At 67.6% G+C, this 15,372-nt stretch carries 14 protein-coding genes; 2 read left to right on the forward strand and 12 right to left on the reverse strand.

Going from position 1 to position 15,372, the window contains the following annotated elements; translation table 11 throughout:
- Positions 1–50: 50 nt before the first annotated feature.
- From GNX71_RS22590 to GNX71_RS22600, 3 genes are all read right to left on the reverse strand, one after another.
- Positions 51–1,019, reverse strand: a complete 969-nt coding sequence (locus GNX71_RS22590; protein WP_206174489.1) for an MBL fold metallo-hydrolase — start codon at positions 1,017–1,019, stop codon at positions 51–53.
- A 100-nt stretch (positions 1,020–1,119) separates the two neighbouring features.
- Positions 1,120–2,322, reverse strand: coding sequence for an ammonium transporter (locus GNX71_RS22595; RefSeq protein ID WP_206174490.1), 1,203 nt, complete (start codon positions 2,320–2,322; stop codon positions 1,120–1,122).
- A 152-nt stretch (positions 2,323–2,474) separates the two neighbouring features.
- On the reverse strand, positions 2,475–3,443 hold the full coding sequence (locus GNX71_RS22600) for a LytTR family DNA-binding domain-containing protein (protein ID WP_206174491.1): 969 nt from the start codon (positions 3,441–3,443) through the stop codon (positions 2,475–2,477).
- A gap of 155 nt (positions 3,444–3,598) precedes the next feature.
- Here GNX71_RS22600 and GNX71_RS22605 point away from each other — a divergent pair, with 155 nt between their 5' ends.
- Positions 3,599–4,828, forward strand: coding sequence for an acyltransferase family protein (locus GNX71_RS22605; RefSeq protein WP_206174492.1), 1,230 nt, complete (start codon positions 3,599–3,601; stop codon positions 4,826–4,828).
- Here GNX71_RS22605 and GNX71_RS22610 read toward each other — a convergent pair.
- Positions 4,752–5,192, reverse strand: coding sequence for a PaaI family thioesterase (locus tag GNX71_RS22610; RefSeq protein ID WP_206174493.1), 441 nt, complete (start codon positions 5,190–5,192; stop codon positions 4,752–4,754). The two genes, GNX71_RS22605 and GNX71_RS22610, sit on opposite strands and share 77 nt — an antisense overlap.
- A 219-nt stretch (positions 5,193–5,411) precedes the next feature.
- On the opposite strand from GNX71_RS22610, the gene GNX71_RS22615 reads away from it, so the two are divergent.
- A complete protein-coding gene (locus GNX71_RS22615; protein WP_206174494.1) occupies positions 5,412–7,049 on the forward strand; it encodes a DUF4139 domain-containing protein in 1,638 nt (545 codons plus the stop codon).
- A 13-nt stretch (positions 7,050–7,062) separates the two neighbouring features.
- On the opposite strand, the gene GNX71_RS22620 is transcribed toward GNX71_RS22615, so the two are convergent.
- The 8 genes from GNX71_RS22620 to ylqF form a co-directional block, all read right to left on the reverse strand.
- On the reverse strand, positions 7,063–9,246 hold the full coding sequence (locus GNX71_RS22620) for a TonB-dependent receptor (RefSeq protein ID WP_206174495.1): 2,184 nt from the start codon (positions 9,244–9,246) through the stop codon (positions 7,063–7,065).
- Between the two features lie 52 nt (positions 9,247–9,298).
- Positions 9,299–10,780 (reverse strand): ABC transporter permease subunit, encoded by a 1,482-nt coding sequence (locus GNX71_RS22625; protein WP_206174496.1) that lies wholly within the window; start codon positions 10,778–10,780, stop codon positions 9,299–9,301.
- Between the two features lie 15 nt (positions 10,781–10,795).
- Complete coding sequence (locus GNX71_RS22630) at positions 10,796–12,196, reverse strand: ABC transporter permease subunit (protein WP_206174497.1); 1,401 nt, start codon at positions 12,194–12,196, stop codon at positions 10,796–10,798.
- Positions 12,197–12,198: 2 nt separating this feature from the next.
- Positions 12,199–12,906 carry an ABC transporter ATP-binding protein gene (locus GNX71_RS22635; RefSeq protein ID WP_206174498.1) on the reverse strand — a complete coding sequence of 236 codons (708 nt, stop codon included), beginning with the start codon at positions 12,904–12,906 and terminating at the stop codon, positions 12,199–12,201.
- A gap of 128 nt (positions 12,907–13,034) precedes the next feature.
- A complete protein-coding gene (gene ykgO, locus GNX71_RS22640; RefSeq protein ID WP_013542562.1) occupies positions 13,035–13,184 on the reverse strand; it encodes a type B 50S ribosomal protein L36 in 150 nt (49 codons plus the stop codon).
- Between the two features lie 90 nt (positions 13,185–13,274).
- Positions 13,275–13,724 (reverse strand): transcriptional repressor, encoded by a 450-nt coding sequence (locus GNX71_RS22645; protein ID WP_206174499.1) that lies wholly within the window; start codon positions 13,722–13,724, stop codon positions 13,275–13,277.
- A 62-nt stretch (positions 13,725–13,786) separates the two neighbouring features.
- Positions 13,787–14,257: a hypothetical protein gene (locus GNX71_RS22650; protein ID WP_206174500.1), complete on the reverse strand. Its 471-nt coding sequence runs from the start codon at positions 14,255–14,257 to the stop codon at positions 13,787–13,789.
- Positions 14,257–15,219: a ribosome biogenesis GTPase YlqF gene (ylqF, locus tag GNX71_RS22655; protein ID WP_206174501.1), complete on the reverse strand. Its 963-nt coding sequence runs from the start codon at positions 15,217–15,219 to the stop codon at positions 14,257–14,259. The genes GNX71_RS22650 and ylqF overlap by 1 nt, the downstream gene beginning before the upstream one ends.
- Positions 15,220–15,372: the final 153 nt, after the last annotated feature.

Consider the following 15,372-nt stretch of genomic DNA (forward strand, 5'->3'; position numbering starts at 1 on the left):
GCCATGACCGGGCTCGAGTTCGATTCGTCCGAATCGAACTCGAATGGGGCTCAGCGCACCTGCTGGTAATCCACAGGCACCCACACATACCCCGAGCCCTCGGCCCGGATGCGCCCCAGCCCCGGGAACGGCAGGTGCGCGCTGCCCACAAGGTAGCGCCCCTTCGCCGCATCGGCATACGCCTTCTTGCGCTCCACGGCGGCGGTCTTCGAATCGGTGTCGAACGAGATGGTCACCTGCGGCTGCACGAACTGCACCGCGGCCACGTGCATCAGGTCGCCCCACAGCACGAGCTTCTGGCCCTTGGACTCGATCACGTAGGTGTTGTGGCCGGGCGTATGGCCGTGGGCCGCCACGGCCTTGATGCCGGGCACGAGGTCGGCGTCGTCCTTCAGGGGCTTGAACTTGCCGGCCTCGACATAGGGGTTCAGCGACGACTGCGCGCCCTGGAAGAAGCCCTTCATCTCGGGCGTGGCCTTCTCCAGGTTGGCCTTGCTGAGCCAGAAGTCGGCGTCTTCCTGGCCGGCGTGGATCGTGGCGTTGGGAAAGGCCAGCTTGCCGTCGACGATGAGGCCGCCGACGTGGTCGCCGTGCATGTGGGTGATGAACACGTCGTCGACCTGCTCGGGCTTGTAGCCGGAGGCCAGCAGGTTGTTGCGCAGGTTGCCCAGCGTCGGGCCGAAGAGCGAGCCGGCGCCGGTGTCGATCAGCACCAGCTTGCTGCCGGTGTTCACGAGGTAGCTGTTCACCGAGGTGGGCACCAGGTCCTTCTTGAAGGAGCGGTCGAGCAGCTTGCCGACCTGCGCCTGCGTGGTGTTGGTCAGCAGCTTCTTCACTTCGAGTTCGATGGTGCCGTCGAACAGGGCGGTGACCTCGAAGTCGCCGAGCATCATCCGGTAGAAACCGGGCGCCTGGGTCTTGACCTGGGGTGCGCCAGCGTGTGCTGCAAACGAAAGCATCAGAACGCTGCTCGCCAGCGCGGCGATGCCGCGGCGCAGCCAATGGGTGGGTTGGGTCATGGTTCTTCCTTCTCCGGCTTGTCTTTAGAGGGGGCGAAGAATAGCCCAACCCCGCCGGCCCGCCCTTTCGGGGCCCTTGCCAACCCTTCCCCGCGCTTCCTTACCAGTTGACTTCGCGCTCCGGCGTGGCCGAGATGTGGTGGATCGACAGGTCGGCGCCGTCGTATTCCTCCTCCTGCGACAGCCGCAGCCCCATCGTGGCCTTGAGCGCGCCGTACACCACCGCACCGCCGACCAGCGCCCAGACCACGCCGATCAGGGTGCCGATCAGCTGCGCCCCGACGTTCACGCCGCCGATGCCGCCCAGCGCCTGCGTGCCGAAGATGCCGGCCGCAATGCCGCCCCAGGTGCCGCACAGGCCGTGCAGCGGCCAGACGCCCAGCACGTCGTCGATCTTCCATTTGTTCTGCGTGAGCGTGAACATGAAGACGAAGATCGCGCCCGCCACACCGCCCACCACCAGCGCGCCCAACGGGTGCATCAGGTCGGAGCCGGCGCACACGGCCACGAGGCCGGCGAGCGGGCCGTTGTAGACAAAGCCTGGGTCGTTCTTGCCCATGGCCAGCGCCACCAGCGTGCCGCCGACCATCGCCATCAGCGAGTTGACGGCCACCAGGCCCGAGATCTTGTCGATGCTCTGCGCGCTCATCACGTTGAAGCCGAACCAGCCCACGCACAGCACCCACGCACCGAGCGCGAGGAACGGAATGTTCGACGGCGGATGCGCGCTCAGCGAGCCGTCGCCGCGGTAGCGGTTGCGGCGCGCACCAAGCAGGATGACCGCCGGCAGCGCGAGCCAGCCACCCACCGCATGCACCACGATCGAACCCGCGAAGTCATGGAACTCGTGGCCGGTGACCGAAGCGATCCAGGCCTGGATGCCAAAGGCCTTGTTCCACGCGATGCCCTCGTAGAGCGGATACACCAGGCCGACGATCACCGCGGTGGCGATGAGCTGTGGCCAGAACTTGGCGCGCTCGGCGATGCCGCCCGAAATGATGGCCGGAATGGCCGCGGCGAAAGTCAGCAGGAAGAAGAACTTCACCAGCTCGTAGCCGCTCCTGGCCGCGAGCTCGGTGGCGCTCACGAAGAAGTGGGTGCCGTAGGCCACGCCGTAGCCGACCAGGAAGTACACGATGGTCGAGACCGAGAAGTCGACCAATATCTTCACCAGCGCATTGACCTGGTTCTTTTTGCGCACGGTGCCCAGTTCCAGGAAGGCGAAACCCGCATGCATGGCCAACACCATGATGGCGCCGAGAAGGATGAACAGCGCATCTGCGCCCTGTTTGAGTGCGTCCATGGGAGCTTCTTGCAGTTTTTGGTTTGAATTGGTGCATCGCACCCGGATTGCCCGGAGCGATGGTGCAAGGAAGCAAAAATGGTGCCTGAAGGCTCTTTGATGGTGCGAAAAGAGCCATAACGGCGCACCAGCGCACCGGAACAGGCTGCTTTTCAGCCCGCCGAGCCCGCGCCGACCCTCAGCGCGTCGCGATACCGGCGGCTGCAGGGCACGGTCGTGCCGTCGTACATGTGCAGCCGGGCGTCGCCGCCGTCCAGCGGCTCGATTTCCTTGATGCGCGCGAGGTTCACCGCATGGCTTCGGTGCACGCGGACGAACCTGGCCGGGTCGAGCTGGGTCAGGAAATCGGTGAGCGTGGCGCGCAGCAGGTAGTCGTGGCCGTTGACATGCAGGCCGACGTAGTTGCCCTCGGCCTGGAGCCAGTCGATGTCGGTGGCGGCGATGAGGAATTCGCGGCGCAGCTTGCGAACCAGAAAGCGCTCCGGTCGCGTTGGGGCCGGTGGCGGGGGCGGCGGGCTTGCCTCCGGCTCGGGAGGGGCGTCGTCGGGGGCTGTTGATGACAGTGGCGGCGGCGCGGCTTCGGGCGGATCGGACACCCCCGCCTCGGGCGCATCGAGCACCCTCGCCTCGCCCTGCAACCGCAGCATGAAGAGCCGATAGGCCCAGATCCCGAAGACGATCGAGACGTAGACCCGCACGTCCTTCAGGTACTCGTAGCCCCACTGGGCGGTCCACCCGCCGAAGTCGTAGCGGCTGCCCATCAGGGCATAGACCAGCGAGCGAACAGCGAACATGCCCATCACGTGCACCACGCTGACGGCCACGCTGGCCACCACGTGCCCGGCCAGAAACAGCACCCAGCGGCGCGGCATCAGCGGCGCCAGCCGGCGCTCGATGGCCACGAACACCGGGATCAGCATCAGCAGCACCAGGTGGCTCGATCCCTCCCAGGTGACGACTTCCCAGGGGGCGCGCGGCACGGCGCGGTTGCGGGCGTCGACCACCGCGACCATGGTGCTGAACACGCCCTGCAGCACCATCAGCACGATCCAGAAACCTACTTCCACGTAGCGGCGGATCGGCTCGTAGCGCTCGTACAGGTTCCGGCGGGACGCTTTCATGCCGGGGATTCTCGCCATCTGGGCGATTCCGGGGCGAATTTCGTCCCACCGGGGCCACCGCTCGTCACAAAGCCTGGGCCATCCGTCCCGCGGGCGCGCCGCCGGGCGGTGCCGGGCCACACGATGGCCGCTCTTTCTGTTTCGAGGACCCTGAAATGAACCTCCCCGCCCCACTGCCCGACGCCAACCGGCGCCACGACATCGACGCCCTGCGCGCCCTGGCCTTCCTGTTCGTGATCCTCTATCACGTGGCCATGTACTACGTGGCCGACTGGCCCTGGCACCTGAAAAGCCCGCACGCGGCCGAATGGCTGCAGTGGCCGATGCGGGTGCTGAACCTCTGGCGCATGGACCTGGTGTTCCTGATCTCCGGCGTGTCGCTCGGCTTCCTCGCCCGCCACCAGGGCACCGGGGCACTGCTGCGCAGCCGCGGCGCCCGGCTGATGCTGCCGCTGGTCTTCGGAATGCTGGTGATCGTGCCCTACCAGGCCTACGCGCAGGGCGTGGCCAACGGGCTGGTCGCGCCGGGTTTCGGCGCGTTCCTGCTGCGCTACCTCTCGATGGCCGAGCCGTGGCCGAAGCGCGCTTTCGACGGCGCGGAGTTCGGCATCACCTGGAACCACCTCTGGTACCTGCCCTATCTGTTTGCGTACACGGCGCTGGTCGCGCTGACGCTGCCGCTGTGGAAGTCGCCCGCAGGCCAATGGGTGCGCCGCCGGTTCAACGCGCTGCGCGGCTGGAAGTTGCTGCTGCTGCCGGTGCTCCCGCTGCTGGCGTGGACGGCGCTGCTGGCCCCGCATTTCCCGCCCACGCACAACCTGGTGCGCGACTTCTACCTGCATGCCATCTACCTCACCGTGTTCCTCTACGGCTACTGGATGGGCGTGGACACGGGCATCTGGAAGGAGCTGGAGCGGCTGCGCCGGGTGTCGCTGGTGCTGGCGGTCGCGGCGATCGCCGCCTTCATCGCGCTGCGGGTCGGCGCACGGGGATCGGCGCCGGGCCTGCTCATGGACCTGCTGCGCACGCTCTACATGTGGCTGGCCATCGCGACCATCCTGGGCCATGGCCACCGCCACCTGAACCGCCCGTGGCCCTGGCTGCGCTGGGCCAACGAGTCGGTCTACCCCTGGTACGTGCTGCACCAGACGCTGATCATCGTCGGCGTGACGGTGCTGGCACCGCTCGCGCTCGGCCCAGTGCTGGAGCCCGCGCTGCTGGTGGCGCTGACTATCCTCGGCTGCTGGCTGCTGACCGACGGGCTGATCCGCCGTATCAACTGGCTGCGGCCCTTGTTCGGGCTGAAGCTCAGGCGGCAGGCTTCGGCTGAAGCTCTTCCGCCGCAATCGGAACCAGGATGGCATTCCCCGTCGCCACGAGCTTGAGCGCGTCTTCGCCTTTTCCTTCGGGTTGCGCATAGAGCTCGGCCGCGACGAACACCTGCTTGCGCCCTGCCTTCACCACCCGCCCGCGCGCCACGAAGGCGCTGCCGATGGCGGGCGAGATGCAGTTGACGGAGAAGTGCGAGGCCAGCACGCGGCCCGCCTTCGTGGAGGCCGCATAGCCGCTCACGGTGTCCAGCAGCGCGGCGATCATGCCGGCGTGCAGGAAGCCGGCGTACTGGCCCATGTCTTCTTCGCGCCAGTTCATGCGCAGTTCGGCTTCGCCGTCGGCGGCATGGTGGACTTCGAAACCCGCCCAGCGGTTGAACGAAGCGGTGCGGTTGATGGCCTGGATGGTGTCGAGCATGGCGGTTCTCCTGGAACGGAATGGGTTGGCGGCGTGGACGAACCCACTCTACGAACCGGCGCCTTCGCGCGTCGTCGCACGCGCGACCGGCAGCGCCGTTGCGGTTGCATTGGCGACAGCCGCCATCGGCGTGAAATATTTTTCGAGACGTCTTAACCCCGTTGAGCGAGCCCGGCCGTATGAGTGGAGGTCAACCCACTCACTTTCGAAGGCTCTTCAATGAAAGCACCGTCCTCCGCCCTCTTGCTCCGCGCCACCGTCGTCGCAGCCGCCTGGTTGGTTCTGAACGCCAGCGCCCAGGTGCCGGCCCCCCTGCAAGCCCAGGCAGCCGACTCGCGCATCACCCAGGTCAAGGTCTACCCCGGCAGCGCCACCGTGGAACGCGTGGCGCGCGTGGCGGCCGGCAGCCGGTCGGTCACCTTTGCCTGCCTGCCCGCGGGGCTGGACGTGCAGAGCCTGCAGGTGTCGGCCGATGCGTCGGTGCGCGTGGGCGAGACCTCGGTGCTCAACGAGCAGCGCGAGCTCTCGGCGCGCTGCGCCACGAGTGCGCTCGACGGCCGCATCCGCGAACTCGAAGACCAGAAGGCGGTGCTGCAGGCCGAGAGCGATGCGCTCGGCATGGTCACGGGCTATCTCAAGGGCCTTTCGGGTGGAGATTCGTCACAAGGAGCTCGCGCGCCGATGGATGCGCGCAACCTCGCCGCGGTGACCGACGCGATGCGCCGCACCGGGCAGGACTCGCTGCTGAAACAGCATCAGCTCGCGCGCAAGCAGAGCGACATCGACCGCCAGCTCAACCCGCTGATCGCCGAGCGCACGCGCTCGCAGGGCAACGGCGCGCAGGTGGTGGCCGTGACGGTCACTCTGGCCGCCAGCGCCGATGCCGAGGTGAAGCTCAGCTACCAGGTCAACGGCCCCGGCTGGACGCCCACCTATCGCGCGCTGCTCGACACCACCACGCGCAAGGTGCGCATCGAACGCCAGGCGCTGGTGGCGCAGGCCACGGGCGAAGACTGGCGCGGCGTGAAGCTGGTGCTGTCGACTGGCCAGCCGCGCCGCGAAACCACCGGCCGCACGCCGGGCGCGTGGCGCATCGGCATCGAGCCGCCGCCCCAGCGCGCGCGGGCCGACATGGCCTACATGGCGGCACCGGCGCCAACCATAGCGGGCACACCGCCTGCCGTCAGAGAATCGGCCATAGAGCGCCGCGCGCCGCTGTTCGATGTGAGCGTGTTCGACAACAGCTTCGCGACCGAATTCTCGGTGCCCCAAAGCATCGACGTGCCCTCCAACGGCCAGCGCGTGACGATGGCGCTCGGCCAATACGAGGACACGGCGAAGCTCGCCTCGCGCACCAGCCCGGGCGTGGACCCGAGCGCCTTCCTGGTCGCCGATCTTGCGCAGCCCACCGGCGTGTGGCCGGCCGGCCCGATGCAGCTTTATCGCGACGGCAATTTCGTCGGCAACGGCCAGTGGACGGCACCGAGCGATGCGCGCCTGACGCTCTCTTTCGGACGCGACGAGCTGGTGCGCGTGCAGGCCGAGCCCGAGAAGGACAACCAGGGCACGGGCGGCTTTGCCGGCACGCGCGCCGAGCGCAAGGTGCAGCGCGCCTACGTGGTCGAGAACCGCCACCGCACGCCCATCGCGGTGCAGGTGCTGGAAGCGGCGCCCGTGTCGGTCGACGAGCAGGTGCGCATCGCCTCCCAGTTCTCGCCGCAGCCGGCCGAGCTTGCATGGAACAAGCAGCCGGGCCTCGCGATGTGGAGCTTCGACCTCGATGCCGGCAAGACCGCGCGCGTGGCCGCCGACTACACCATCAGCTACCCGAAGGACGCGCGCTTGCAGATGCGCTGAGCGCGCCCGCCGGTCAGAAGTCGAACTTGGCCGACACCTCGAAGGTGCGGCGCGGCGCCAGCAGCACCTGGCTGGTGGCGCGCCCCACCCAGGTGGCGTAGAGCTTGTCGGTCAGGTTGCGCACGCGAAAGCTCAGCAGCGCGTTCTTCAGCCGGTAGCTCACCGCCGCATCCATGGTCGTGTAGCCGTTGATGCGGATCTGGTTGGCGGTGTCGGTGAACATGTGGCCGGTGCGGTTGAGCGACACGAAGTACTCGAGCTTCGAGTTGTCGGGCCGGTAGGTCGCGAAGAGGTTGGCCACGCGCTCGGGCACGTTCGGCGGCGTCTTGCCCACGCGCGAGACGTTGCCCGCCTCCACCAGCGTGTCGAAGCGCGCATCGAGCGCCGCGAGGTTGCCCGCCAGCGTCCACTCGCGGGTGGGCTTCCACACCGCCGACAGTTCCAGCCCGCGCGACGACTGGCGCCCGTTGTTCACCGTGTTGGCGGCACTGGCCGGATCGCGCGAGAGCACGTTGTCCAGCTCGATCTTGTAGGCCGCCGCGGTCCACTCCAGGTTCGCTTCAGGCAGGCTCTGCTTGAAGCCCACCTCGGCCTGCTTGCCGCGCGACATCGGAAACGCCGCGTTCGATGCCGACAGGAGAAAGAGCGAATTCACCGGCAGCGTGGCGTTGGTGTACTGCGCGTAGATGCTCGACTGCGGCGTGATGTCGTACACCGCGCCGAGGCGGCCCGAGGTCGAACGGTAGCTGCTGCCGAAGCGCGTGTTGCTGCCCAGGTTCAGGTCGGTGATGGAACGGTCCACCTCGGTGCGGTCGTGGCGCAGGCCGCCGACCAGCGTGAGGTTGCGGATCGGCTTGAGCGCGTCTTCGACGAAGAGCGAACTGACCCGCACCTTCGTGTTCATGTCGGTCCGGTTGCCGCCGCCCACGCTGAGCGCCGGGTCGTCGTTGAAGAAACCCACGTAGGGGTCGAACACCGGCACCCGCAGCAGGCTCGCCGTGCTGGCACTGCTGTTCGAGAAGCGGCGCTGGCTGCCGAAGCGGGTCTCGCTGTATTCGCCGCCGACGACGAAGCGGTTGTCCATGCCGCCGATCGTGCCCTTGTGCGTGGCGTCGATGCGGTCGAGCCAGAAGTCCTGGTCGTGCGTGATCAGCGTCTGGTCGCGCGCGATGCTGGAGGGTGCCACGAAGGTGGCGCTCTCGGAATTGCGGAACACGCGGTTCGACTTGTTGGCCGAGAACTCGTTGCGCCACGACCAGCCGCCGTCGAGCTGGCCCGTGAGGCGCGCGCGCAGCCAGTAGGTCTCGGAGGAGTTGTCGTCGTCGAGCACGTTGTAGTTGGTGCGCGTCATGCGCCGGTCGATCACGCGGCCGTCGGGCGTGCTCACCACATTCGTCGGCTGCGTGGCAAAGCTGCGCGGCACGAGCGGCGTGCCCCAGTAGGCGTCGTTGTTGTCGCGCAGGTAGTCGAACGAGAGGTCCAGCTTCACCGAGCCGCCCAGGTCGACCAGCAGGCCGCTGGTGAAGTGGTCGATGCGCTCGCCATTGCGGTCGATGGTGCCGACCTTGCTGTCGTTGCGGCTGTAGTCGATACGGTAGGCGCTGGCATCGCCGAGCGCGCCACCGAAGCCGAAGGCCGCGCGCGTCGATCCGTAGCTGCCGTACGAAAGCAGCGCCTCCTTGTTCGGGTTGCTGCGGTCGGGCCGCTTGGTCACGAAATTGACGACGCCGCCGATGGCGCCCTCACCATCGAGGACCGAGGCCGGGCCCTTGAGCACTTCGATGCGGTCGTAGTTCCAGGTGTCCTGCACGCGGTTGACGACGCCCGCGCCGGAGCTGCGCACGCCGTCGTAGAGGTACATGAGGCTGGTGAAGCCGCGCGCGGAAAGCGTGGTCGGCGACGACGGCGGGCCGCCGCCCGACAGGCCCGCCATGCCGCGCAGCGCCTCGCTGAAGGTGCGCGCGCCGCGCTGCTGGATCGCGTCCTGCGACAGGATCTCGACGGAAGCCGGCGTCTCGCGCACCGAGAGGCCGAGCCGCGAGGCGGTGCCGCTCGACTCCTCGAGATGCAGGCTATTGGCATCGCGGCTGCCTTCGACGGTGACGGCGCCGAGCTCGGCGCTGCTACCTTGTGCATACGCTGCCTGGAAGGCCGTGACGGCGGCGACCGCCATGGCCGTGCGGGTGAACTGGATCATTGGACTGCTTGGTTGGAACGAAACGAAAAACAGGAAGCGCCGCTGCAATGCGCTAAGCGACGGAGAAGCGCCGCAGCCGCAACGCCGCAAGGCCGAACAGCAGCAGGCTCGGCACAAGCAGCTGCAGCACCGCCAGCGCGGCCTGGCCGCGCATCAGGCCGGCCGGCTCTTCTTGCCAGGCAAAGGTCGGGATGCGGTCGAACTCGGAGGGCGTGAATGCATCGCGCGCATCGATGCGCGGAAAGAAAAAGGTCTTCCACGCCTCGTGGTGCGCCACCGTCTGCGCCTCGAAGCGCGCATGGCGCCGCACGCCGTTGCCGGCCAGCGCGGTCATGCCTTCGTAGGCGACCGCGGCGGGCGACACCGCGCCGAAGCGGCCGAGCAGTTGCTGCTGGCGCGCCTGCTGCGCGTCGAAGCGGTCGAGCGCGGGACGGATCGCGTCGTCGACCTCGCGCTCGATCTTGTAGTTGGCCAGCGCGCGGCCGGCGATTTCGATCTTGCCGTTGCGCGGCACGAGGATCGCGCCATGGCCCACGTGCTGGTACTCGGTACCCAGCAGGTCCTGGTAGCGCTTCATCGCTTCCGCGGTGACCACCCGCTGGCGCGTGGCGAGCTCGGTGCGCGACGGCGCCGGTGCGGCCCGCGTGACGGCGAGGTTGAGCAGCACCGGCGCCACCAGCACCAGCATCACCCACGCGATGACCAGCACCATCGCATTGGTCGCCGACGAAGCACCGAAAGCATTCACCGCCACGACCAGCGCGAACCAGAACAGCGCATAGGCGCCCACGAGCAGCGCCCACCAGAGGGTCGCGCTGCCCATCGCGCTGGACACGCCGGCGAAGCCCACATGGCGCGCGATCCACAGCACCGCCACGGGCAGCAGCACGGCCGGCCCCAACAGCACCGCGGCGCGGACCGTGAGCTTGCCCGCGAGCAGCGTGCGCAGGCGCAGCGGCTGCGACAGCAGCAACCGCAAGGTGCCGTTCTCGCGTTCCGCCGACAGGAGGTTGTAGCTGAGCGCAAAGATCAACAGCGGCAGCAGGTACACGATGACGAAGGCCAGGTCGAAATGCCCGCTCAACAGGTGCCACGGGTTCTCGATGTCGCTCGGGTTCATGAACACGACGCGGCTCTGGTTCGTGACCTTGTACTGGCTCGGGAACAGGTCGCTCTGCCCCAGCGCGACCGGGCCCAGCGGCGCGGTCGGCAGCAGCGCATGCTGGCCGCCGTAACCGCTCGCCATGCGCGAGGGATCGGCCGGGTTCTCGAACGGCGTGGGTTGCGCGGTGCCGGCGAGGATGGCTTCGAGCTGCACGCGCTGACCAGCGCGGGTGTCGCGGTCTGCCTGAGCGACGGCCGCCTGTGCGCGTTCGCGCTTCGCGGTCTGGATCAGGCCGTTGCCCAATGCATAGGCCACGAGCAAAAGGAACAGCGCCCCGACGACCCAGAGGCCGCGTTCGGCAAGCATCAAGCGGATTTCCTGGCGCATCACGGCCAGCAGGCGGTGGCCTTGGGGAGGATGGATGGACATGGGTTTCGTCCCCTCTCAGAGCGCGCGCTGGCGCAGGGTGGCGAAGGCCGCGAACGCAGCCGCGAGCAGCAGACCGACGCACAGCACGGCCAGGCTGCGCGCCTGGTGCCACAGCGCCCATCCCACGCCCGGCGAGTGGTAGTCGAACGGCGGCACGGTGGCCCAGAGGTCGGGCGTGGCCTCGTAGGAGAAATGGCGGTCGCCCAGCGGATCGGCATGCACCACCAAGTCCTTGCTCATCAGGTCCTGGATGTTGCGGCGATGCAGCTCGGCTGCAGTCGTGAAGCGGCGGTGGTGCGAGAAATCGGTGCCCGCCATGCCCATCGAGAAGCTGCGGATCGCGAGGATGGGCAGCACAAGGCCGCTCCACTCCTGCACGGTCTGCTGCTGCTCCCAGGTGTCCCAGAGGCGCCCGTAGTGGCGGTCGTACACGGGGTACGAGGCCTGGTCGTCGAGGCGCAGCGCGATGCCCCATTTGCTGAGCGGCACGTCGCGGCCCCAGCGCTCGGTGGTGCCGAAGTTCTCTTGCCAGACCTTGTTCGACACCGCCTTGAGCTCGGCGCCGAGCTGCTGGTTGAACTCCAGCCGCGTCGGGCTCGGGAACCAGGTGCGCGACAGCTCGGAGAGCACGCGCGGCGCCATCACCGCCTGCCCGATCCACAGCGCCAGCAGCACGGTGATCGCGGTGCGCGAGGTGGCCGACATTGCCGACACGCCCAGCACGAGGAACACGAAGATGCCGAGGTACACCGCGTAGCCGAGCGACCATGCGGCAAGGCGCAGCAACGCATCGATGCGCTCGCCCTGCTCCGCACCCACGGCCACCGCGATGGCCGCGACGATGGCAGCCGGCACGAGCAGCACCGCAAGCGATGCCGACAGCGCCAGCGCCTTGCCGGCGAGCAGCCGCAGCGGCGCCACGCCCAGGCTCAGCGTCTGCCGCAGGATGCCCTGCTCGCGCTCGCCTGCAAACGCGTTGAAGCCGAGCACGATCACCAGCAGCGGCCCGAGCACCTGCAGGATCCAGCCGACCGAGAGGTTGCCGAAGCGCTGCAGCCCGGTCGCGTCTTGTGCGGCGTTGAACTTCACCTCGCTCTGGCGGTGCGCCTGCAGCCACACGGTGCTGCCGATGAAGGGGTTGATGCCCGAGTCGACCATCGACAGCGGCGGCTCGGGCTTGAAGGCATGCATGCCCTGGTGGGCGGCATCGTGCGGATGGCGCTTGTCCTGGTGCAGCCAGTCGCGGTAGTCCATGGCCTGCGCGGCAACCTGCTCGGCGTGGGCGCCCTGCTGGTGCGCCCATCCCACGGCGAGCGCGGTGAAGAGCAGCATCACCACCAGCCCGCCGGCCCAGTACAGGCGACCGTCGCGCAGGCGTTCGAGAAATTCGCGTCGTGCGATCCAGTTCAGCAACATGTTCAGGCTCTCATGTGCTGGAGGTAGAGCGACTGCAGGTCGGTGTCCGCGATCTGCGCTTCGCTGTCGAGGCTTTCGACCAGGCGACCGCGCTTCATGATGCCGACGCGCGTGGCGGTCTGCTGCGCGTGGAACAGGTCGTGCGTGGTGGTGAGCACGGCCACGCCGGTGTCGGCGGCGCGGCGCAGCAAGTCGGAGAACTCGGCGGCAGCGTGCGGGTCGAGCCCCGAGGTGGGCTCGTCGAGCAGCAGCGCCTTGGCCTCCTTGGCGATCGCCACCGCGATCCACACCTTCTGCCGCATGCCTTTCGAATAGGCCGAAACGCGCTTGTCGGCGGCCGCGTGGTCCAGCCCCACCTCGGTCATCAGCTCGAGCAGTCGCGAGCGCGGCAGCTCGTGGCCGAGCGCAAGGCCCGCGAAGAAGCGCAGGTTCTCCAGGCCCGAGAGCGTGCCGTACAGCGTGACCTGCTCGGGGATGTACGCCACGTCCTGCTTGGTCGCGACCGGATGGCGCGTGACATCGACGCCGTTGATCTCCACCGTGCCCAGGGTCGGCGCGATGAAGTTCAGGAACAGGTTGATCGTCGTTGTCTTTCCCGCGCCGTTGGCGCCCAGCAGGCAGTAGATGTCGCCGCCGCGGATGTCGAGGTCGAGACGGTCGAGCGCGGTGTGCGTTCCGTACTGTTTGGTGAGGCCGATGGCTCGGAGCATGGACAGGTTTCCGGTTGGAGAAGAAGACGCGCGCAGGCCTGCGGCGGCGCAGATGCGCCGATGCAGATGGGTCGGTTCAGTCGTGGGGTTTCGGCGGGGAGGCATCCCGCCTTGTCGTCAGCGCAGGTTCAGCGCTTGTTCTTGTTCTTCGCGCCGCCCTGGCGCGCCTTGAAGCGCGGGTTGGACTTGCAGATCACGTAGGTGCGGCCGCGTCGGGTCACCACCTGGCAATCGCGGTGACGCTTCTTTGCTTCCTTGAGCGAGGACAGGACTTGCATCGGGTCGTTCCGAAAAGTTGGGACTCGCGACTATACGTTATTGAGAATTCATTCTCAATAACAGCAAAAAGCTGACCGCCACCTGTCGCGTCAGTGCGCCTTGTGCCCGCTCGCCTTGCCGCCTGCATCGACGCAGGCCGCGCACAGCCCGTGCAACGTCACCTCGTGGCTCTTCACCTGGAAGCCCTTGGGCGCGAGGTCGTCCATCGGTCCCGGGCACGCATGCAGCAGGAACACCTGGCCGCAGCCCGAGCAATGAAAGTAGTGATGGTGGTGATCGGCCTCTTTGCCGTCATGGTGCGCGTGGCGGTGCGCGCTAGGCTTGCAGGCCACTTCGTAGCGCGCCGGTTCGCCCGGCAGCTCGACCTTCGCGATCTCGCCATCGGCCAGCAGCAGGGAAACCTGGCGGTACACGGTGGAGAGGCTGATCTCGGGGACGATCTCGCGCGCGTGCTCGAGGATTTCGGGTGCGGTGAGGACGCGACCGGCGTCGCTGAAGGCGGAGAAAACGGCGTTGCGCTGGCGCGTGAGGCGTTGCATGTTTCGATGATAGTGGGCGAGCCCTTTCCGGTCAGCGACGGGGGCCAACAAGCGGCCGGCCGCTACGCCAGGACGTTCTGGCCGATGCGCCGAGCCTCGTCGGACAGCGCGTCGTAATCGCCCTGCACGAATTGCCGCACCAGGCCGGCCACGTCTTCGCGCGCATGGATCTCGAAGCTGAGGTTCTGCGTTTCCTTGGAGAACCAGCCTTTCTTCACTTCGCGGCTGAAGCTGCACTGGTAGTAGTGCAACTGCTCCTGAAAGATGCCTCCGATGCCGAACTGCACCTTCATGTCGTCGCTGCACAAGACCAGCGCGGGCAGCGGACCTTCCTGTGCGACGAGCCAGGCCGCCATCACCTCGCTCCATGGCACGGCATCAAGCTCGCGTAAGAAACCTTCGGCATCGGTGGGCTTGCGCTCGTGTTCCTGCGCGCTCAGTTGCTTCAGGTACGCGGCAACGCTCACCAGTCCCGGGAAGTCTTCCGAATCGGTATCGAGACCGCCCTGGCGGAAGAAAAAGAAGCTCGGCATCAGGTGTTTTCCTCCGGGGCGGTTTCGGTTTTTTGCTTGCCTTTCTTCCCACGCGCCGCCTTCTTCGCCGCGCGCTCGGCATCGATGCGCTGCCCCTCGGCCAGCCATTGCGCAAACTCCTCGGGCGTCTCGAGCGTGATGCGCCCCAGGTTGCCGGCGCGGAATTCGTGCATCACGATTTCCGCCGCCTTCTGCAAGTTGACCCGGCCCTTGCCCAGCAACGCGCCGCGCTTGCGGCCGATGGTGTCGAGGACGTCCTCGTCCTTCATGCCGGCGATGGTCGCGGCATCGAGCTCGACCAGCTTGAAGCGCGCGGCAATGCCTTCGGCGTAGTGCCCCTTGAGGTAGTTGAGCAGCTCCAGCGCCACTTCTTCCTCGTCGAAGGCATTGCGCCCTACCGCCCCGCTGGCCGCGAGGTTGTAGCCGCTCTTGGGCACCACGATGCGCGGCCACAGCATGCCGGGCGTGTCCCACAGATAGAAGTCGTCGGCCAGCGTGATGCGCTGCTCCAGCTTGGTGATGCCGGCCTCGTCGCCGGTCTTGGCCTTGCGCCCGCCGGTGAGCGTGTTGATGAGGGTGGACTTGCCCACGTTCGGAATGCCGCAGATCAGCACCCGCATCGGCTTGGCCATGCCGCCGCGGTTGGGCGAGAGCTCGTGGCAGGCCTTGACGATCTGCTGCGCGGGCGTGGTCTGGCTCGCATCGAGCCCGATGGCACGCGTGGCGGGCAGCGCGTTGTAGTGCGCGAGCCAGAGCGCGGTGCGCGCGGGGTCGGCCAGGTCCTGCTTGTTGAGCACCTTCAGCGTCGGCCGGCCGGCCGTGAGCTCGGCCAGCATCGGGTTGGCGCTGGAGCCGGGCAGGCGCGCGTCGAGCAGCTCGATGACCACGTCGATGTCCTTCACCCGCTCGGTGATGGCCTTCTGGGTCGTGTACATGTGCCCGGGGAACCACTGGATCGCCATCGCTGGATGTTCTTTCTGTCGCGCTGTCTGGAGGGGGTCGGCCCGCAGGCCGGACGGGCATTGTGAACCGGGAACCTGAACGGCTCCCGAACGCTATCGTTTCCATAGCTGTAAACCCTATTCTGCCTTCGCTGGCCCGGCCTTCGCCCCTAG

The sequence above is a fragment of the Variovorax sp. RKNM96 genome (genome assembly GCF_017161115.1).
GTDB lineage: Bacteria > Pseudomonadota > Gammaproteobacteria > Burkholderiales > Burkholderiaceae_C > Variovorax.

Bases quoted from the DNA above. Each gene is read 5' to 3' on its own strand.
- GNX71_RS22645 (WP_206174499.1), bottom strand. From the start codon at position 13,724: ATGCAACGCCTCACGCGCCAGCGCAACGCCGTTTTCTCCGCCTTCAGC.
- GNX71_RS22600 (WP_206174491.1), bottom strand. From the start codon at position 3,443: ATGAAAGCGTCCCGCCGGAACCTGTACGAGCGCTACGAGCCGATCCGC.
- ykgO (WP_013542562.1), bottom strand. From the start codon at position 13,184: ATGCAAGTCCTGTCCTCGCTCAAGGAAGCAAAGAAGCGTCACCGCGAT.
- GNX71_RS22605 (WP_206174492.1), top strand. From the start codon at position 3,599: ATGAACCTCCCCGCCCCACTGCCCGACGCCAACCGGCGCCACGACATC.
- GNX71_RS22630 (WP_206174497.1), bottom strand. From the start codon at position 12,196: ATGTTGCTGAACTGGATCGCACGACGCGAATTTCTCGAACGCCTGCGC.
- GNX71_RS22625 (WP_206174496.1), bottom strand. From the start codon at position 10,780: ATGTCCATCCATCCTCCCCAAGGCCACCGCCTGCTGGCCGTGATGCGC.
- GNX71_RS22620 (WP_206174495.1), bottom strand. From the start codon at position 9,246: ATGATCCAGTTCACCCGCACGGCCATGGCGGTCGCCGCCGTCACGGCC.
- GNX71_RS22595 (WP_206174490.1), bottom strand. From the start codon at position 2,322: ATGGACGCACTCAAACAGGGCGCAGATGCGCTGTTCATCCTTCTCGGC.
- GNX71_RS22635 (WP_206174498.1), bottom strand. From the start codon at position 12,906: ATGCTCCGAGCCATCGGCCTCACCAAACAGTACGGAACGCACACCGCG.
- GNX71_RS22610 (WP_206174493.1), bottom strand. From the start codon at position 5,192: ATGCTCGACACCATCCAGGCCATCAACCGCACCGCTTCGTTCAACCGC.
- GNX71_RS22590 (WP_206174489.1), bottom strand. From the start codon at position 1,019: ATGACCCAACCCACCCATTGGCTGCGCCGCGGCATCGCCGCGCTGGCG.
- GNX71_RS22650 (WP_206174500.1), bottom strand. From the start codon at position 14,257: ATGCCGAGCTTCTTTTTCTTCCGCCAGGGCGGTCTCGATACCGATTCG.
- ylqF (WP_206174501.1), bottom strand. From the start codon at position 15,219: ATGGCGATCCAGTGGTTCCCCGGGCACATGTACACGACCCAGAAGGCC.
- GNX71_RS22615 (WP_206174494.1), top strand. From the start codon at position 5,412: ATGAAAGCACCGTCCTCCGCCCTCTTGCTCCGCGCCACCGTCGTCGCA.